This window comes from Spirillospora sp. NPDC047418, from assembly GCF_040643275.1.
Classification (GTDB): Bacteria; Actinomycetota; Actinomycetes; order Streptosporangiales; family Streptosporangiaceae; genus Spirillospora.
Window position 1 is genome coordinate 1 of the sequence record NZ_JBEYTW010000083.1, and the last position, 18,055, is coordinate 18,055.

15 protein-coding genes are annotated in these 18,055 nt (G+C 75.1%); 9 read left to right on the forward strand and 6 right to left on the reverse strand.

From position 1 onward, the window contains the following. Window positions 1-121: 121 nt before the first annotated feature. Entirely contained in the window at window positions 122-919 is a 798-nt protein-coding gene (locus ABZ806_RS34865) for a VOC family protein (RefSeq protein ID WP_500221770.1), read from the reverse strand. Between the two features lie 324 nt (window positions 920-1,243). On the opposite strand from ABZ806_RS34865, the gene abc-f reads away from it, so the two are divergent. The 3 genes from abc-f (at window position 1,244) to ABZ806_RS34880 (ending at window position 4,156) form a co-directional block, all read left to right on the forward strand. After that, the gene (abc-f, locus tag ABZ806_RS34870) at window positions 1,244-2,842 is read left to right on the forward strand and encodes a ribosomal protection-like ABC-F family protein (RefSeq protein WP_500221772.1); all 1,599 of its coding nucleotides are present in this window, start codon (window positions 1,244-1,246) and stop codon (window positions 2,840-2,842) included. A gap of 116 nt (window positions 2,843-2,958) precedes the next feature. Continuing rightward, window positions 2,959-3,171 (forward strand): helix-turn-helix domain-containing protein, encoded by a 213-nt coding sequence (locus ABZ806_RS34875; RefSeq protein ID WP_021596738.1) that lies wholly within the window; start codon window positions 2,959-2,961, stop codon window positions 3,169-3,171. Between the two features lie 172 nt (window positions 3,172-3,343). Next, window positions 3,344-4,156 carry an enoyl-CoA hydratase/isomerase family protein gene (locus ABZ806_RS34880; RefSeq protein WP_500221774.1) on the forward strand — a complete coding sequence of 271 codons (813 nt, stop codon included), beginning with the start codon at window positions 3,344-3,346 and terminating at the stop codon, window positions 4,154-4,156. Window positions 4,157-4,199: 43 nt separating this feature from the next. Here ABZ806_RS34880 and ABZ806_RS34885 read toward each other — a convergent pair whose 3' ends face one another. Further along, window positions 4,200-6,113, reverse strand: coding sequence for a Xaa-Pro dipeptidyl-peptidase (locus ABZ806_RS34885; RefSeq protein WP_500221777.1), 1,914 nt, complete (start codon window positions 6,111-6,113; stop codon window positions 4,200-4,202). Window positions 6,114-6,329: 216 nt separating this feature from the next. Between ABZ806_RS34885 and ABZ806_RS34890 the strand changes: the two genes are divergently transcribed. After that, window positions 6,330-8,255, forward strand: a complete 1,926-nt coding sequence (locus ABZ806_RS34890) for an ABC transporter ATP-binding protein (RefSeq protein WP_500221845.1) — start codon at window positions 6,330-6,332, stop codon at window positions 8,253-8,255. A 12-nt stretch (window positions 8,256-8,267) separates the two neighbouring features. Here ABZ806_RS34890 and ABZ806_RS34895 read toward each other — a convergent pair whose 3' ends face one another. Next, on the reverse strand, window positions 8,268-9,230 hold the full coding sequence (locus ABZ806_RS34895; RefSeq protein ID WP_500221780.1) for a sulfotransferase family protein: 963 nt from the start codon (window positions 9,228-9,230) through the stop codon (window positions 8,268-8,270). A 135-nt stretch (window positions 9,231-9,365) separates the two neighbouring features. On the opposite strand from ABZ806_RS34895, the gene ABZ806_RS34900 reads away from it, so the two are divergent. From ABZ806_RS34900 to ABZ806_RS34915, 4 genes are all read left to right on the forward strand, one after another. Further along, window positions 9,366-10,133: an SIR2 family NAD-dependent protein deacylase gene (locus tag ABZ806_RS34900; RefSeq protein WP_500221782.1), complete on the forward strand. Its 768-nt coding sequence runs from the start codon at window positions 9,366-9,368 to the stop codon at window positions 10,131-10,133. A gap of 102 nt (window positions 10,134-10,235) precedes the next feature. Then, window positions 10,236-11,345: a S66 peptidase family protein gene (locus tag ABZ806_RS34905; RefSeq protein WP_500221784.1), complete on the forward strand. Its 1,110-nt coding sequence runs from the start codon at window positions 10,236-10,238 to the stop codon at window positions 11,343-11,345. Then, window positions 11,342-12,232, forward strand: a complete 891-nt coding sequence (locus ABZ806_RS34910; protein WP_500221787.1) for a hypothetical protein — start codon at window positions 11,342-11,344, stop codon at window positions 12,230-12,232. Before ABZ806_RS34905 ends, ABZ806_RS34910 begins: the two co-directional genes overlap by 4 nt. A gap of 89 nt (window positions 12,233-12,321) precedes the next feature. Beyond that, the gene (locus ABZ806_RS34915) at window positions 12,322-13,473 is read left to right on the forward strand and encodes a glycerate kinase (RefSeq protein ID WP_500221789.1); all 1,152 of its coding nucleotides are present in this window, start codon (window positions 12,322-12,324) and stop codon (window positions 13,471-13,473) included. A 72-nt stretch (window positions 13,474-13,545) separates the two neighbouring features. On the opposite strand, the gene yczE is transcribed toward ABZ806_RS34915, so the two are convergent. Next, window positions 13,546-14,163: a membrane protein YczE gene (gene yczE / locus ABZ806_RS34920; RefSeq protein ID WP_500221792.1), complete on the reverse strand. Its 618-nt coding sequence runs from the start codon at window positions 14,161-14,163 to the stop codon at window positions 13,546-13,548. Window positions 14,164-14,257: 94 nt separating this feature from the next. Here yczE and yczR point away from each other — a divergent pair, with 94 nt between their 5' ends. Continuing rightward, on the forward strand, window positions 14,258-15,724 hold the full coding sequence (yczR, locus tag ABZ806_RS34925) for a MocR-like transcription factor YczR (RefSeq protein ID WP_500221794.1): 1,467 nt from the start codon (window positions 14,258-14,260) through the stop codon (window positions 15,722-15,724). Window positions 15,725-15,873: 149 nt separating this feature from the next. On the opposite strand, the gene ABZ806_RS34930 is transcribed toward yczR, so the two are convergent. Together ABZ806_RS34930 and ABZ806_RS34935 are read right to left on the reverse strand one after the other, a co-directional pair. After that, window positions 15,874-16,308, reverse strand: a complete 435-nt coding sequence (locus ABZ806_RS34930) for a CBS domain-containing protein (RefSeq protein WP_500221796.1) — start codon at window positions 16,306-16,308, stop codon at window positions 15,874-15,876. Between the two features lie 98 nt (window positions 16,309-16,406). Beyond that, on the reverse strand, window positions 16,407-18,020 hold the full coding sequence (locus ABZ806_RS34935; RefSeq protein WP_500221798.1) for a phytoene desaturase family protein: 1,614 nt from the start codon (window positions 18,018-18,020) through the stop codon (window positions 16,407-16,409). Window positions 18,021-18,055 lie beyond the last annotated feature (35 nt).

Sequence of the window (18,055 nt, forward strand, 5' to 3'; positions counted from 1 at the left end):
TCTGGGTCGGCCCGTCCGGGCACCCGCGGCTCCCCCAGCCGATGGGGCCGCGGCTGCCGGCCGCGCGGCCGGGATGAACCGCGGGCCCGGCCCGGCGCCGGGCCGGGCCCGCGGAGACCGGTCACGACCCGGGCTGGGGCGCCGGCCTCATCACCCGGAACGGCACCCCGAACGGGTCGCGGACGGTGGCCATGCGGCCGTACGGGGTGTCGACGGGCTCCTCGTCGACCGAGCCGCCGCCGGCGCGGACCTTGCGGACCGCCGCGTCGGGGTCGTCGACCGCGAAGTAGGTGAGCCACGACGCGACCGGGCCCTCGCCGCCGCCGAGGACGAGGCCCTCGCCGCCGAGGATCCCGCCGATGTAGCGGCCGTCGCCCGCGCGGCGCACCACGGTGTAGTCCATGCCGCCGGGGATCTGCTCCAGCTCGAACCCGAACACCGCCGTGTAGAACGCGCGGGCCGGCCCCGCGTCGGGCGCGAAGAGGTCGTTCCAGGTGAACGAGCCCGGGTCGTTGACGATCCGGGAGCCGGGGTGGGCCCGGCCCTGCCACAGCCCGAACTGGCCGCCCTGCGGATCCCTGACGATCGCCATGCGGCCCTGGTCCATCACGTCCATGGGCGGGACGACGACCTCCCCGCCCGCGCCGGCGGCGCGCTCGGCCAGCCCGTCGCAGTCGTCGGCGGCGAAGTAGACGGTCCACCAGTACTCGCCTGGCCCCTCATCGGGGTTGCGCATCATCCCGGCGACGGGCTCGCCGCCCAGCACGCACATGTTGTAGTGGCCCCCTTCGGGGCCGGTGTCCTGGAACTGCCAGCCGAGGAGCGTCCCGTAGAACGTCTTCGCCCGCTCCAGGTCGGGGACGCCGATGTCGAGCCAGTTCGGGGTCCCCTCCGGCACGTTGCCCGTGACCCGGGTCATCCGACTCACCCTCCTCCACGCCGGGAACGCCGGTCCCGGTGCCGTCCCGCCGCACGCCGCCATCCTCATACTGGCCCGCGGTGAGCGCTTCACACATGCCTTCCCCACCGAATCTCCCTGGCCGAGACCGGCCTCACCGTCCTCCAGCCCCGCCCACCACCATTCAGACGACGAGCTCCGCTCGGCCGGTCACGTACAATGGGCGGATGGTTCAGCTCCCGAACTGACAGAGCGCCCCGGGCGCGCCGGCGGTCTGCGAGGCCGCGCGGCGCGCCGTTTCGTGCGCCTGTCCACCGAGCCGTCCGTCAGGGGAGCCCTGTCACTGTGATCATCGCGAAAGACATCGAGCTGCGCGCCGGGTCCCGGCTGCTGATCGAGACCGCCACGTTCCGGGTCAACCCCGGTGACCGGGTCGGCTTCGTCGGCCGCAACGGCGCCGGCAAGACCACCCTCACCAAGGTGCTGGCCGGGGAGGCGGTGCCCGCGCAGGGCGCCGTGACGTCCTCCGGCACGATCGGCTACCTGCCGCAGGACCCGCGCGGCGTCGACCTGGCGGAGCTGGCCCGCGACCGGATCCTGTCGGCCCGCGGGCTGGACGAGGTGATCCGCAAGCTGCGCGCCGCCGAGGACGCCATGGCGGCCGAGACCGGGGCCGAGCGGGACAAGGCCGTCCGCCGCTACGGGCGCCTCGAGGAGCGCCTGCACGTGCTGGGCGGCTACAGCGCGGAGGCCGAGGCCGCCTCCATCGCCTCCAGCCTCGGCCTGCCCGACCGGGTGATGGCGCAGCCGCTCGGGACGCTGTCGGGCGGCCAGCGGCGCCGCGTCGAGCTGGCCCGCATCCTGTTCTCCGGCGCCGACACCCTGCTGCTGGACGAGCCGACCAACCACCTGGACGCCGACTCGATCGTGTGGCTCCGCGACTTCCTGAAGGGCCACCAGGGCGGCCTGGTCGTGATCAGCCACGACGTGGAGCTGCTGGGCGCGGTCGTCAACCGGGTGTTCCACCTGGACGCCAACCGCTGCGTGGTCGACATCTACAACGTCGGCTGGAAGAAGTACCTCGACCAGCGCGAGACCGACGAGCGGCGCCGCAAGCGCGAGTCGGCCAACGCGCACCGGCAGGCGGCGACGCTGCTGTCGCAGGCCGACAAGATGCGCGCGAAGGCGACCAAGGCCAAGGCGGCCCAGCAGATGGACCGGCGCGCCCGGCAGCTGCTGGCGGGCGTGGAGGGCGAGCGGCAGGCCGACAAGGTCGCCAAGATCCGCTTCCCGGAACCGGCGCCGTGCGGCCGGACCCCCCTCACCGCGGAGGGTTTGTCGAAATCGTACGGATCTTTGGAGATTTTCACCGACGTGGACCTGGCCGTCGACCGGGGCAGCCGCGTCGTCGTCCTCGGCCTGAACGGCGCCGGCAAGACCACCCTGCTGCGCATGCTCGCGGGCGTCGACAAGCCCGACACCGGGGCGGTGGTGGCCGGGCACGGGCTGCGCCTCGGCTACTACGCGCAGGAGCACGAGACCCTGGACGTCGAGCGCTCCGTCCTGGAGAACATGCAGTCGGCGGCGCCCGGCATGGCGCCCGTCGAGGTCCGCAAGATCCTCGGCTCGTTCCTGTTCTCCGGCGACGACGTGGACAAGCCCGCCGGGGTCCTGTCGGGCGGCGAGAAGACCCGGCTGGCACTGGCGATGCTGGTGGTGTCGAGCGCCAACGTGCTGCTGCTGGACGAGCCCACCAACAACCTCGATCCGGCCAGCCGCGAGGAGATCCTCGGCGCCCTCCGGACGTTCGCCGGAGCCATCGTCCTGGTGACCCACGACGAGGGCGCCGTCGACGCGCTCGCCCCGGAAAGAGTGATTTTGCTCCCCGATGGTGTGGAAGACATCTGGAGTGACGAGTTTGCCGATCTGGTGGCGCTCGCGTGACCTGCGAGGTGACTTCCGCAGATCTTTTCTGGCCGAGTGGGTAGCCGAACAGCCGGGAATGACTGATCATGGCGGGGGATAACGCAGCGGTCACCACATCACTACGGGAGGTACTCGTGGCCGAGACCCTTAAGAAGGGCACCCGCGTGACCGGTGCCGAGCGCGACAAGCTGGCGGCGGACCTGAAGAAGAGGTACGACTCCGGCGAGAGCATCCGCGCCCTGGCAGCCGCCACCGGCCGCTCGTACGGTTTCATCCACCGGATTCTGACCGAGTCCGGCGTCAACCTGCGCGGTCGCGGTGGCGCGACCCGGGGCAAGAAGTCCTGACCGGACCCCTGCCCCCGGATGAGCGCACCGCCTGATCCGGCGCCGCGGCCGACCGAGTAGGGTTCGGTCGCGGCGGCGGACCGGGCGAGCGGGTCCCGCCCCGTGGACGGCGGGGCGGGCCCGCCATGCTCGCGCCGTACCGGCGCGGGCGCGCTCATCGAGAGGGAGACCAGTGGGGGACGCGACGACGGGGCGGCCGGATGCGGCCATCGCAGGCACCGGCCAGGGGAAGACGGACCTGGACGGGGCCGGGCTGCGGCTGGCGGTGGACGGCGCCGTCGCGACCGTCACCCTGAACCGGCCCGAGCGGCGCAACGCCATGACGTTCGACACCTGGCGGGGGCTCGCCGCGATCGGCCGCTCCCTGCCCGCGGACGTGCGCGTCGTCGTCCTGCGCGGCGCGGGCCCGTGCTTCTCGGCGGGCATCGACCTCGGCATGTTCTCCGGGGAGGGCGAGGGCTTCGCCGACGGCTCGGACGCCGAGGCCACCGACCGCTTCATCGCGGAACTGCAGGAGGGCTACACCTGGCTGCGGCGCCCCGACATCGTGACGGTCGCGGCCGTGCACGGGCACGCGATCGGCGGCGGCTTCCAGCTGGCGCTGGCCTGCGACATCCGGGTCGTGGCCGACGACGCCAGGTTCTGCATGAAGGAGCCCGCGCTCGGGCTCGTCCCCGACCTGACCGGCACCAAGCCGCTGGTGGAGATCGTCGGCATCGGGCGCGCGCTGGAGCTGTGCCTGACCGCGCGGACGGTCCTCGCCGACGAGGCGGCCCGGCTCGGCCTCGCCGAGATCGTCGTACCCCGCGACGGCCTGGACGCCGCCGTCCGGGACCTGGTGGCGTCGCTGCTGGCGGTGAACCCCGGCGCGGCCGTGGCGACCAAGCGGCTGCTGTGGGAGGCCGCCGAGAACACCCTGGAGCAGCAGTGCGCCGCGGAGCGCCGCGAGCAGACCGGCCGCCTCCGCGAGATGTTCGGCAGGTGACCTGCTGGGAGGCGGGCCCGCCTTGGCCCGCCTCCCAGGGCCGCTATCCCAGGTGCTCCCGGCCGCCGCGCGCCAGCGGCAGCAGCACGCGGCTGACGCCGGGCCGCACCGCGACCCCGGTCCCGGCCGGGTAGCGCAGCGTGTAGTCGTGGTCGGTGGACAGCAGGACCACACCGAGCCGGTGGCCGGCCTCCACGGTGTAGTCGGCCGGTTCGAGCCTCCACCGGAACGTGTAGGTCCTCCCGGCCTCGACCGGCTCGCTGCGGCTGAAGCCGTGCCGGTTCCGGACGTCCAGCCAGCCCCGCGTGATGATCTTGTAGGGGGCGGTCTCCATCCGCAGCTCCTGCCGGGTCGTGCAGCCGGAGTCGCCCGGCACGCTCTGGCCGTAGCAGACCTGCTCGCCGGTGCTCACGCGGGCGCCGGTGGGGCGGGTGCCGGTGCCGTAGTCGACCAGCAGCGCCGTCAGGTACGGCGACCGGCCGTCGATCGAGGCCCGCAGCGACACCGACGGGACGCCGTCGATCCGGACGGCGCCGGGCAGCGGCCCGGTCAGGTAGGCGAGCCGGTTCGGGTCGGCCCGGTCCTCATTGGCGAGGAGCTGCTCGGCGGTGCGGGTCCGGCCCTCGTCGGTGAACGACTGGGGCGCACCGGGCCGGGGCCGGGGGCCGAGGGCGCCCGGCTGCCCGGACGGCCCGGCGTTCAGCGCGACCGGGACGGTGCGGGTGCCGGGGACGGGCCAGTCGCGCGCCGTCTCCCACGTCCCGTCCGCGTGCTGGACGTCGACGCGCGGCTCGTGCTCGATCCCGTTGCGGACGCCGTACAGGTACCGGTCGAACCAGTGCAGCGTCTGCCGCAGCCACTCCTCGACCCGCCAGCGGAACGGCGTCGAGTGGTCGCCCTGGTGCAGCCACAGCTTCAGCGGGACGCCGGTCTCCTTCAGCGCGTTCCACCACTGCACCGAGTTCTTGATCTTGACGTTCCAGTCGTTGAGCCCGTGCACGACCATCACGGCGGCGCGCACCTTGCGCGCCTGCCCCACGTAGTCGCGCTCGGCCCAGACCTTGGAGTAGTCGCCGGTCTCGCGGTCCTGCGTCGCCTCTATCTCGTCGATGATCTTCTTGCAGACCTCGGGATTCCGGCGGGTCAGCACCGCCTTGGCGAGGATGTCGAGGTCTTCGCCCTGGTAGCCGCCGGGCGCGACGACGCCGCCGCCCGCGCGGTAGTAGTCGTACCAGCTGGAGATCCCGGCGATCGGGACGATGGCCTTCAGCCCCTCGACGCCGGTGGCCGCCGCCATGTTCGGCAGCGTCCCGTCGTAGGACTGGCCGATCATGCCGACGTTGCCGGTGGACCAGTCCGCCCGCACCGGCGCGCCGTCCGGCGCGAAGCCGCGGGCGCGGCCGTTCAGCCAGTCCACCGCCGCCCTGGCGCCCGCCTGCTCGCCGCGGTCCCCGGACGTGGGGCAGCCGGTGGAGCCGCCCGTCCCGATGCTGTCGAGGTCGGCGACCGCGTAGCCGCGCGGCAGGAAGTAGTTGTCGTAGTACCCGGGGAACATCTCCGCGAGATCGCGGGCCGTGGTCGTCAGCGCGTGCCGGCTCGCGTCGCCGATGTCGACCGGGTGGTTCGGGACGCTGTTGATCCCGGCCCAGTACGGGCTCGGCTCCAGGATCGTCGGGACCCGGAGGCCGGCGGTGGCGGTCTCCTTCGGGCGCATGATCCGCATCCGCACGCGGTCGCGCATGCCGTCGCGGTCGCTGTCGGCGGTGGTCTCGATGTCGACGGTCTGGGTGACGGCGTCGGCGCGGGAGAAGACGGGCTGCGTCTCGCCGTTCCGCACGGTCACCTGGGGTGTGGCGTCCCTCGCGGGGACGTCCGCGGCGGCGGGTGCCGCGGTCGTGGCGAGCAGCGCGGCGGTGAGGGCGAGCACGCCGGCGCCGCCGGGGAGGCGTCGTTTCACTTGTGGGCTCCAGGGGGGTGTGAGCCTGGGGACGCCGATCACGCTCGCACCGGCGGGACGCCTTGTCCAGAGGCGTTACGCCGTGAGCGGAGCCGGGAAGCCCGCCGGGCGGGACGGCGTTGTGAGGGCCGGATACTGAGATGCTTACTTGATTACGCCGATGCCGCCGATGCCGGTGGCGCCGGCGGTACGGACCCAGCGGAGGCAGATGTGGGAATGCCAGGCAACGGCTGGCAGGTGATGGCCTCGTTCCGCAAGGACAGCTCCGTCACCCAGCAGAAGCTCAAGCCCGGCACCGTCGGGCGGATCGCCGGGTACGCCCGTCCCTACGTGCGCGAGCTGGTGGTCTTCCTCGCGCTGAACTCGCTCGCCGCGGTGATCGTCGTGGCGAACCCGCTGCTGCTGAAGTCGATCATCGACAGCGGCATCGTGCCGGGCCGCCAGGACGTCGTGATCTGGCTCGCCGTCGCGGTCGCGGTGCTCGCGTTCGTGGAGGCGGTGCTCGGCCTCGCGCAGCGCTGGTTCTCGGCGCGCATCGGCGAGGGGCTGATCTACGACCTGCGCAGCCAGGTGTTCGCGCACGTCCAGCGGCAGCCGGTCGCGTTCTTCATGCGGGCGCAGACGGGCTCGCTCGTCAGCCGCCTCAACAACGACGTGATCGGCGCGCAGCGCGCCCTCACCACCACGCTGTCGTCGGTGGTGTCGAACGTGATCAGCCTGGTGCTGGTGCTGGCCACGATGATGTTCCTGTCCTGGCAGGTCACGCTGATCGCGCTGCTGCTGCTCCCGATCTTCGTCCTGCCGGCCAAGTGGGTCGGCAAGCGGCTCCAGCGGGTCAGCCGCGAGCAGATGGTGCTGGACGCCGAGATGGGCTCGCTGATGACCGAGCGGTTCAACGTCGCCGGCGCGATGCTCGCCAAGCTGTACGGGCGGCCCGCCGAGGAGGAGGAGAACTTCTCCCGCCGCGCGGCCCGCGTCCGCGACATCGGCATCGTGGCAGCCATGTACGGGCGGGTCTTCTTCACCGCGCTGACGCTCGTCGCGGCGCTCGCCACCGCCATGGTCTACGGCGTCGGCGGCTCCCTGGCCGTGGGCGGCACCCTCCAGCTCGGCACGCTCGTCGCGCTCGCCACCCTGCTGACCCGGATGTACGGGCCGCTGACCGCGCTGTCCAACGTCCACGTGGACGTCATGACCGCGCTGGTGAGCTTCGACCGGGTGTTCGAGGTGCTCGACCTCAAGCCGCTGATCCGCGACCGCGAGGACGCCCGCCCGCTGGGCGAGGAGCGCGCACCGTCGACGAGCCTGAGCAAGGCGCCGTCGGTCGAGTTCGACCATGTCCGGTTCGCCTACCCGGCGGCGGACGAGGTGTCGCTGGCCTCGCTGGAGTCGATCGCCCGCACCGACACCTCGCCCAGCCGGGAGGTCCTGCACGACGTCGACTTCCGGGCGGCGCCGGGCCAGCTCGTCGCGCTCGTCGGGCCGTCCGGCGCGGGCAAGTCGACGATCACGCACCTGGTGTCGCGGCTGTACGACGTGTCCGGCGGCGCGGTGCGGGTCGGCGGCGCCGACGTCCGCGACGTGACGCTGGAGTCGCTGCGCGGCGAGGTCGGCGTCGTCAGCCAGGACGCGCACCTGTTCCACGACACGATCCGGGAGAACATGCGCTACGCCCGCCCGGACGCCACCGACGAGGAGATCCTGGCGGCCGTGGAGGCCGCGCACATCGGCGATCTCGTCGCCGAGATGCCCGAGGGGCTCGACACGGTCGTCGGCGACCGCGGCTACCGGCTGTCGGGCGGCGAGAAGCAGCGCCTCGCGATCGCGCGGCTGCTGCTCAAGGCGCCCTCCGTCGTCGTGCTGGACGAGGCGACCGCGCACCTGGACTCCGAGTCCGAGGCGGCCGTGCAGCGGGCGCTGCGCACCGCCCTCGCCGGCCGGACGTCGCTGGTGATCGCGCACCGGCTGTCCACGATCCGGGAGGCCGACCAGATCCTGGTCATCCAGGACGGCCGGGTCGCCGAGCGCGGCCGGCACGAGGAGCTGCTGCTGGCGGGCGGCCTGTACGCCGAGCTGTACCGCACCCAGTTCGCCCACCAGCGCGACGGGGAGCGGCAGGCCGAGCCGCTGGGCGCCGAGTAGCCGAGGAGCCGGTCAGCCCGCCGGCCCGGTGCGGTAGCCGAGCCGCCGCAGCTCGGTGCCGGCGACCTTCTCGACCTGGGCGGCCTGGCGCTGGGTGAGCCGGTCGCGCCACGACCCGACCCCGCCGTCGGTCGCCTCGCCGGCCCGGACCAGGCCCGACAGGGCCGTCCTCGGGACCCGAGCGTCGAGGTACCGCGACAGCCCGGCGGTGACGTCGCGCGGCCGGGCCACCAGCTCCTCGTAGCGGACGGTGAGCAGCTGCTCCTCCGGCACCTGCCGGCGCAGACTCGCGCTGAGCCGCACCGAGCCGCGCCAGCGCAGCGCGCACTTGACGGCGGCCGCGGCGCGCGGCCAGCGGTTGCGGTCGGTGTGGTCCTCGACGCCGAGGAACGGGTTGGGGAACACGGTGTCGAGGTTGGCCAGGCCCGGCTTGAACCAGGCCAGGCAGCGCTCGTCGTCCAGCATGTCGGCGACCACGTCCCGGCCGTCCCGGATCACCTGGACGAGCTGCGCGTCGGGGAAGGCGTCCAGCAGCACGTCGGCGCTGTAGATCAGGTCGGGGGAGGCGTCGGCGAACCGTTCGAGGCCCTGCGGGTCCGCGCACGGGCCGGGCAGGTCCGCCGCGGGCGCCGGGCGGCCGGGCGGGACGGGCGGGCGCGGCGGCAGGCCGGCCAGCTCCCGGCACTCGTCGGAGCACTGCGCGCAGGCGCGGGCCGAGACCTGCCACGCCTCGGCGTAGGCGTCCCGCAGCACCCGCGCCGCGCCCTTGCCGCGCTCGGTGGCGATCGACGGCTGCCGGGCGAACGCGTAGGTGACGCGCAGGACGCCGGGGCGGCCGGTGGTCAGGTGGAAGCCGGGGGACCGCTTGACCGCGCGCGCCAGCAGCTCCGCACCCGAGTGCGGAGCCCCCAGGATGAACACCGGGCGGCGGACCTTGGTGCCGTTGACCACCAGGATGTGCGGCGTCGACCTCATACGGGGCACAGTTTGTCACCTTTTGCGGGCCGGTCGGTCCGTGACCCTGTGTAAGGACCGGCCCGATACTGATCCGTTAGCCGGGACGGGCGCCGGCCGCCGCTCCCACCCCGGGACGACACCTACCATGTCAGGGTGGACGCTCCCCTGACGCTCGCCGGACTTTTGCCCGAGATCGGCCCGATCACCGTGCTGACCGGCGCCGGGATCTCCACCGACAGCGGCCTCCCCGACTTCCGCGGCCCGCAGGGCGTGTGGACGAGGGACCCGGCCGCCCAGGCGATGTCCACGATCGGCACCTACCTCGCCGACCCCGACGTCCGGCGGCGCGCCTGGCGGTCCCGCCGCGACGACCCGGTCTGGGACGCCGAGCCCAACGCCGCGCACGCCGCCCTCGTCGAGCTGGAGCGGGCCGGGCGGCTGCGCGCCCTGATCACCCAGAACATCGACGGCCTGCACCAGCGCGCCGGGTCCTCCGACGCCGCGGTCATCGAGATCCACGGCACGGTCCGCGACGCCGTCTGCCTGTCCTGCGGCCTGCGCACCCCCATGCCCGACATCCTCGCCCGCGTCGACGCCGGCGAGGACGACCCGCCCTGCGCCGGCTGCGGCGGCGTGCAGAAGTCCGCGACGATCTCCTTCGGTCAGGCCCTCGACGAGGACGTCCTGGACGCGGCGATCACCGCGGCGCGCTCCTGCGGGCTGTTCGTGGCCGTCGGCACCTCGCTGACCGTGCAGCCCGCCGCCGGGCTGTGCCTGGAGGCGCTCGACGCCGGCGCCCGGCTGGTGATCATCAACGCCGAGGAGACGCCGTACGATGGGCTGGCCGACGCGGTGGTGCGCCGGCCGATCGGCGAGGCGCTGCCGCGGCTCGCCGGCCTCGCGCTCGGCGCGGGGCGGTGACCGGGTGACGATGATCTGTTGGCGGGTCGTGACCGGCGGCCCCTTCCACTGGCGTCCGGATCCTGACAAGCTCTATCCGTCGCGGTGCGAGGAGGGATCGGGTTGAGAAGCGGGGGCGCCCGCGCGGAGACGGCCGAGGGGCCGCCGGCCGCGCCCGCCGTCGGCATGCCCGCCGGCCGCGGCCGCACGCGGAAGACCCGCCGGTACGGGCGGTTGCGTCCCGGCGACACCGTCGCGGTGGTCGCGCCCAGCGGCCCCGCCGATCCGGCCCGGCTGGAGGCCGGCTGCGCCGCGCTGCGCGGCCTCGGGCTTGACGCCGTGGTCGCCGGCCACGCCCTCGACCGTGTCAACCTGGGCGCCCCGGGGCCGGTGCGGGGCGACTGGCACCGGCTGGCCGGCAGCGACGCCGACCGGGCCGCCGACCTGCAGGACGCCTGGTGCGACCCGCGCGTCCGCGGCGTGGTCTGCGCGCGGGGCGGCTACGGCGCCACCCGCGTCCTGGACCACCTCGACTGGGACGCGCTGGCCGCCGCGGCCGACGCGTCCGCCGCGCCGAAGATCCTGCACGGCTCGAGCGACATCACCGCACTGCACGCGGCTTTTGGAACGCGCCTAGGAGTCACCACGTCCTTCGGTCCCATGCCCGCCGGCGTCCTCGCCGAAGACCGGCCGGACGGCGACACGCTCGCCGCCCTGCGCACCGCCCTGTTCGGCGGCCCGGTGACCCTGCCCGGCACGCACGCGCTCCGGCCCGGCCGCGCGGAGGGCCCCCTCACCGGCGGCACCCTGTCGCTGCTCACGGCCCTGCTGGGCACGCCGTACGCCCCGCCGCCCGCCGCCGGCCGCATCGCCTTCCTGGAGGACGTCACCGAGGCGCCCTACCGGATCGACCGGATGCTCGTCCAGCTCCTGCAGGCCGGCTGGTTCGACGGCGCCGCCGGGGTCGCGCTCGGCTCCTGGCGCGACTGCGGCGACCCCGCCGAGCTCGACGCGGTGTTCGCCGCCCGGCTCGGCCCGCTCGGCGTCCCGGTCCTCGCCGGCGTCCCGGCCGGGCACGGCCCGCGCCAGCTGACCCTCGAACTCGGCGCCCGCGCCGTGCTCACCGCCGCCCCGCCGCCCCCGCACACCCCGCTCGATCCGCTCGATCCGCGCCCCGCCGTGCCGGAACCCGGCGCGCTCACCCTCGAAGCGCCCTCGGGAGGTGCGCGATGAGCGGCCGCCATGCCCGTCCCGACCCCTGGGACGACGGGACCCTCGACTCGCTGCTCGTACTGGTCGCCGAGAGCCTCGGCTACCGCTGCACCCGCGCGCCCGGCGAGGTGATGCTGCTGGAGGGCGCGAACCGGCTGCACGTCAGCCTGCGCGACCTGCGGCAGCTCGCCCGGCTGGTGCCGCGCGACGACTGGCCCGCGCTGGTCTCCGACCACGTCACCACGATCGTCACCGCGATCGAGGAGCCGCTCGACCTCAGCGACTTCGACCTCGCCCAGCACCTGCTGCGCACCCGCATCTACCCGGCCGAGGCCGACAACGGCGTCCTCGCCGCCCGGCCGTTCGCGCCCGGCCTGATCGAGGCCGTCGTCGTCGACACCCCCACCACCGTGCGGACCGTGACGACCGAGGAGATGAACGGCTGGCCGGTCTCCGGCGACGCGCTGTTCATGCTCGGCCGCGCCAACGTCCGCGCCGACGGGCCCCTGCAGCTCGACGAGCAGGACCTCGGCGGCGTCCGCGTCTCGGTCCTGCACGGCTGGACGTTCTACGCCGTCACGCACCTGGCGTGGCTGGAGGAGTACCTGCCGATCGGGCCGTACGGGGCGCTCGTCATCGCGCCGAACCGCAGCCTGATCGTCGCGCACCCGCTCCGCATCGCCGAAGGCCACCCGAGGGCCCGCTACCGCGCGGCGGTCGCGGCGGCGACCGAGCTGCAGGCGCAGGCCCACCGCGCCTACGAGGAGGGCCCCGGCTCCCTCAGCCCGCACCTGTACTGGTGGCGCGCCGGCGAGCTGACCTACCTGGAGACCCGCTACGAGGGCGACACGATGGTCCTGCCGGAGGAGTTCGCCTCCGTGCTCGCCACCCTCGCCGCCGAGCACTGAGCGATGACCGCAGCGGAGCCCCGGCGGGGTGACGATCGTCGCCCGGTGCCCCACGGGGGCCCGCGGGGCGTCCCCCGGAGGTGGTGCTGATGCGGATCGTGGTCGCGCCCGACTCGTTCAAGGGCAGCCTGTCGGCGGCGGAGGTGTGCGCCGCCGTCGAGGCGGGCGCCCGCCGTGCCGTCCCGGGCGCCGAGGTGGCCGCGGTGCCGATGGCCGACGGCGGCGAGGGCACCCTCGACTGCTTCCTGCGGGCCCGCGGCGGCGACGCGATCGAGGTCGCCGCCGCCGACCCGCTCGGGCGCCCGGTCAAGGCCCGCTACGCGCTGTCCGGCGACGGGCGGTCCGCGGTGGTGGAGCTGGCCGCCGCGTCCGGGCTGCCGCTGGTGGAGGACGTCCCGCCGGACCCGGTGAACGCCGCCACCACCGGCACCGGCGAGCTGATCGCGGACGCGGTGCGGCGCGGCGCCCGCGACGTGCTCGTGTGCGTCGGCGGCAGCGCCAGCACCGACGGCGGCACGGGGCTGCTGCGCGCCCTCGGCGTCCGCTTCCTGGACGCCGCCGGGGCGGAGCTGCCGCCGGGCGGCGGGGCCCTCGCCCGGCTCGCCTCGATCGACGACTCGGGGGTGCCGGACGCGGTCCGCGCGACCCGGTTCCGGGTCGCCTGCGACGTCACCAACCCGCTCGTCGGGCCGGATGGCGCCGCCGCCGTGTTCGGCCCGCAGAAGGGCGCCTCGCCCGGCCAGGTCGCCGAACTGGACGCCGCCCTCACCGTCTTCGCCGACGTACTCGCCGCGCGCGGCGGCACCCTTGGCGGCACCCGCGGTGGTGTCCGCGTGCACGACCTGCCCGGCGCGGGCGCGGCCGGCGGCACCTGCGGCGGCCTCGTGGGCATGCTGGGCGCCGAGCCGTCCGGCGGGGCCCTGCTCGTCGCCGAGGCCGTCGGGCTCCCGGCCGCGCTCGCCGGCGCCGACCTGGTGATCACCGGCGAGGGCCGGGTGGACGGGCAGAGCGCCGGCGGCAAGGTCGTCTCCGCCGTCGCCGCCCTCGCGCGGGCCCGCGGCGTCCCGTGCCTGGCGCTGGCCGGCGGTGTCGCCGGGCCGCTGGACGAGCTGCACGCCCTCGGCCTCACCGCCGCGTTCAGCCTCGCCGACGGCCCCCGCACCCTGCCCGAGCTGAAGTCCGAAGCCGCCCCGCTCCTGACCGCGGTAGCGGAGCAGGCCGTCCGCCTCTTCGCCCACTGACCCTCGTTGACCTGCGGCGTGTTGTTGTTATGAGCGGCCGGATAACAACAACACGCCGCAGGTCAACGTGTACTAGGCGTGAGCGGGTTCTGGTTCGGTGGCCGGGGCGGGGGGCCTGATCGTCAGCTTCGGCAGGAAGACGTGCGTCAGGGGGCCGATCGCCAGGGCGTACAGGAGCGTGCCGATGCCCACGGTGCCGCCGAGCAGCCAGCCGGCGGCGAGCACGGTCAGCTCGATGCCGGTCCGGACCACGCGGATCGAGTGGCCCCGCGCGGCGATCCCGGTCATCAGCCCGTCGCGCGGGCCGGGGCCGAGGCCCGCGCCGATGTAGCAGCCGGTCGCGACGCCGCCCGCGAGCACCGCGACCAGCAGGTACGCCCAGCGCGCCGCGAGCGCGTCCGGGGCGGGCAGCAGCCACAGGAACAGGTCGGCGAACACGCCGATGAGCACCGCGTTGCTGATCGTCCCGATCCCGGGCCGCTGCCGCAGCGGGATCCACGCGAGCATCACTACCACGCCCGCGATGATAATCCACACGCCGATCGACAGGCCGAAGCGGCGGGACAGGCCCTGGTGGAAGACGTCCCACGGGTCGTTGCCGAGGCCGGACGACACCTGGAGGGCGATCCCGAGCCCGTACAAGGCCAATCCGAGGTAGAGCTGCACGAGCCGCCGTGCCATCAAGGCCATTATCCGCTCCTGGAACCCGAGTGGCTATCTTCGGTACCACTTTGGCGTGAAGTGGACTGGTCCTTGTAGGGCCAATTATGCGAAAGTGGCTTGTATGAGCACCCGTTATGTGAGCGGTCCGCACCTCGCCCGGCTGCTGGGGGACGTGTCGGCGGAGCGGCCGGTGTACGCGGCGCTGGCCCGGTCGGTGCGCGGCCTCGTCCTGGACGGGCGGCTCGCCCTGCGGACCCGGCTGCCCGCCGAACGGGACCTCGCCGCCGCCCTCGGCGTCAGCCGCACCACCGTGACGACCGCCTACGACCGGCTCCGCGAGGAGGGCTACATCGAGAGCCGGCAGGGCGCGGGGAGCTGGACGGCGCTGCCCCCGGTGCGGATGTCGGCCGACGAGCGCCGCACCGCGCCCCCCGGCGGGCGGTTCGGCAAGGCCTTCCCGGCACCCGAGGACGCGTCCTTCATCGACCTCGGCTGCGCCACCCCCGGCGCCCCCGCGATCTTCGGCGAGGCCGTCGCCGCCGCCGTCGACGAGCTGCCCCGCTACAGCTCGGGCCCCGGCTACGAGCCCGCCGGGCTCGCGGGCCTGCGGCAGGTCATCGCGGACGGCTACGCGGCGCGCGGCGTCCCGACCCGCGCCGACCAGATCGTCGTCACCACCGGCGCGCAGCACGCGTTCACGCTGCTGTCCCAGCTGCTGGTCGAGCCGGGCGACGCCGTCATGGTCGAGCGGCCCACCTACCCGCACGCGCTCGGCGCGCTGCGCCGCCGCGGCGCCCGGCTCGTCCCGGTCGGCGTGAACGAGGGCTGGGACGTCGAGCTCACCGCCGGGGCCATGCGGCAGGCCGCCGTGCGGATGGCGTACACGATCCCCGACTTCCACAACCCGACCGGATACCTGATGGGGGCCGGCGACCGCGCCGCGCTCGTCGACGCCGCGCGCCGCGCCGACGCGTTCCTCGTCGCCGACGAGACGTTCGCCGACCTCGCCCTCGACCTCGGCGCGCCGCGCGAGCTGCCGCTCGCCGGGTACGACACCGGCGGCCGGGTCGTCACGATCGGGTCGGCGTCCAAGCTGCTGTGGGGCGGGCTGCGCATCGGCTGGGTCCGCACGACCGCGCCGCTGGCGCGCCGCCTCGTGCTGGCCCGCGAGCCGTTCGACATGGCCAGCCCGGTGCTCGACCAGCTGATCGTCCAGGAGCTGCTGCTGCGGATCGAGGAGGTCCGCGCCGAGCGCGCGCGGACGCTGCTGCGCGGCCGGGACGCGCTCGCCGGGGCGCTGCGCGAGCTGCTGCCCGGCTGGGAGTTCAAGCCGCCCGCGGGCGGCATGTCGCTGTGGGCGCGGATCGGCGCGCCCGTCGCCACGGCGCTCGCCGAGACCGCCGAGCGGTTCGGCGTCCGGGTCGTCGCCGGGCCGGTGTTCGGCGCGGACGGCGTCCTGGAGGACTACGTCCGGCTGCCGTACGTGCTGCCGCCGGACACGCTGCGGACGGCCGCCGAGCGCCTCGCCCTGGCCTACCGGGAGGTCCAGGCGGCCCCGGCCGCCCGCCCGCTGCCCGCCTACGTCTGATCCGGCGGCCCGCCCGCTGCCCGCCCACGTCCGGCCCGGCGGCCCGCTCGCCGCCCGCCCACGTCCGACCCGGCGGCCCGCTCGCCGCCCGCCCACGTCCGGCCCGGCGGCCCGCCCGCTGTCCGCCTATGTCCGGCCCGGCGGCCGGGTCAGGGTGCGCCCTGGATGTAGCCGACCAGGTGCTCGCGCTCGCTCTCCAGCTCGTCGATGGCGCTCTTGACGACGTCGCCGATGCTGACGATCCCGGCGAGCCGGCCGTCCTCGACGACGGGGGCGTGCCGGAACCGGTGCTCGGTCATGGTGCGGCGCAGGTCCTCCACCTGGTCGCCGGGGGCGCAGCTGCGGACCTCGGCGGTCATGATGTCGGCGACGGGCCGGTCGAGCAGCGCCGCGCCGCGGTCGTGCAGCCGCCGCACCACGTCCCGCTCGGACACGATGCCGGCGATCGTCGCGCCGTCGGGCGAGACGACCACCGCCCCGATGTTGTGCTCGGCCAGGACGGCGAGCAGGTGCCGCACGGTGGCATCGGGCCGCACCGTGGCCACCGTGTCCCCTTTCCGCCGCAGGATGTCGCGAATCCGCATGTTCCACGCTCCGGTGCCGGTCGCCGGGTGGTTGCCGCCCGGCTGGTTCCTGCCAAGGTCGCATGTTCCGGCGCCGAGGAAAACCCCGCGCCGGCAAACTACGGGGCCAGCAGCCGGCCGAGCGCGCCGAGGGCGGCGGTGAGGGCGCGGCCCCCGGGCCCGGCGTGGGCGAGCGCGGCGCGGGCGGCGTTGGCCCCGCAGGCGCCGTGGACGCCGCCGCCGGGATGGGCGGACGCCGACGCCAGGTACAGGCCCGGGATCGGCGTCTCGGCCCGTCCGAGACCGGGGACGGGACGGAACACCAGCTGCTGGTGGATCAGCGCGGTACCGCCGTTGAGGGCGCCGTTCACCAGGTTGGCGTCGTGGTCCTGGAACGCCGGGGGCGCGATGACCCGGCGGCCCGTGACGCGGGCGCGGAAGCCCGGCGCGAGGCGCTCCACCACGCCCTCCAGGCGGTCGGCCATGGCGTCCTGCTCGCGCTCGTCCCAGGCGCCGGTGATGCCGTCGGGGCCCGCGTCGCGCCGCACCCGGTGCGGGACGTGCGTGTACGCCCAGACCGACTCGGTCCCGGCGGGGGAGCGGGCGGGGTCGGCGGTCGTCATCTGGCCGAGCAGCGCGAACGGCTCGGCGGGGACGCGCCCGGTGGCGAGGTCCGCGCTGTAGTCGGTGAGCGCCGCCATGCCCGGGGACAGGTGGACGGTCCCGGCCCGCGCGGCATCGGGCGACGACCACGGGATCGGGCCCGACAGCGCCCAGTCGACCTTGAAGGTGGCATGGTCCCAGCTGAAGCGGCGCAGGTCCGCGCGCAGCGAGGCGGGCAGGTCGGACCAGCCGACCAGGCCGCCGTAGAGCGCGGGCGCCGACACGTCCGCGAGCACCGCCCTGGCCGCCCGCACCGGTTCGCCCCCGGCGGTGCGCACGCCGAGCGCGCGCCCGTCCCGGACGACGACCGACGCGACCGGCGTGCCGCAGCGCAGCCGCCCGCCCCGCGACTCCAGCCGCCGCACGAGCGCGGCGGTCAGCTCGCCCGCCCCGCCCGCGGGCACCGGCCACCCGTCCCGCTGGCCGATCATGGCGAGCAGCCAGCCGAACACCGACCCGGCCGTCGACTCGGGGAACATGTCGGTGTGCAGCGCCGACCCGGCGAGCAGCAGCCGCCCGCCCGGCCCGGTGAACTCCTGCTCGCCGAGCGTGCGGACGGGCGCGAGCAGCGACCGCGCGATCCGCAGCCCGCCCGCGCGGCGCGCCGCGGCCGCCAGCGGCAGCGCCGCCCGCACCGGCGGGAACGGGGTGAACAGGGCGCGCAGGACGTCCTCGCCCATCGCGTCCCATAGCGCGCACAGCCGCAGCCACGCCTCGCCGTCGCCCGCGCCGAGCCCCTCCAGGTTCGCCGCGGTGGCGTCGCGGTCGCGTTCGAGGACGGCGCAGCGCCCGTCCGGCAGCGGATGCGCGAGGACGGCGGGCGCGTGCCGCCACCGCAGCCCGTGCCGCTGCAGCTCCAGCGCGCGCATCACCGGCGACGCGGCGCCGAGCGGGTAGAAGGCGCTGCACAGGTCGCTGACGTAGTCGGGGTGGACGCCCCGGTCGCTGCGCACGGCGCCGCCCGGCTCGGGCTGCGCCTCCAGGACCTCCACGTCCCAGCCCGCGTCGGCCAGCAGGTTGGCCGCGACGAGCCCGTTGTGCCCCGCGCCGATGACCACGGCGTCCGCCATCCGGCATCCCTCCCGGTGATCACCCTACGGGGTGA

Coding starts and splice junctions, on each gene's coding strand:
- ABZ806_RS34865 (WP_500221770.1), bottom strand. CDS start 919: ATGACCCGGGTCACGGGCAACGTGCCGGAGGGGACCCCGAACTGGCTC.
- ABZ806_RS34890 (WP_500221845.1), top strand. CDS start 6,330: ATGCCAGGCAACGGCTGGCAGGTGATGGCCTCGTTCCGCAAGGACAGC.
- ABZ806_RS34895 (WP_500221780.1), bottom strand. CDS start 9,230: ATGAGGTCGACGCCGCACATCCTGGTGGTCAACGGCACCAAGGTCCGC.
- ABZ806_RS34910 (WP_500221787.1), top strand. CDS start 11,342: ATGAGCGGCCGCCATGCCCGTCCCGACCCCTGGGACGACGGGACCCTC.
- ABZ806_RS34915 (WP_500221789.1), top strand. CDS start 12,322: ATGCGGATCGTGGTCGCGCCCGACTCGTTCAAGGGCAGCCTGTCGGCG.
- yczE (WP_500221792.1), bottom strand. CDS start 14,163: ATGGCCTTGATGGCACGGCGGCTCGTGCAGCTCTACCTCGGATTGGCC.
- yczR (WP_500221794.1), top strand. CDS start 14,258: ATGAGCACCCGTTATGTGAGCGGTCCGCACCTCGCCCGGCTGCTGGGG.
- ABZ806_RS34930 (WP_500221796.1), bottom strand. CDS start 16,308: ATGCGGATTCGCGACATCCTGCGGCGGAAAGGGGACACGGTGGCCACG.
- ABZ806_RS34935 (WP_500221798.1), bottom strand. CDS start 18,020: ATGGCGGACGCCGTGGTCATCGGCGCGGGGCACAACGGGCTCGTCGCG.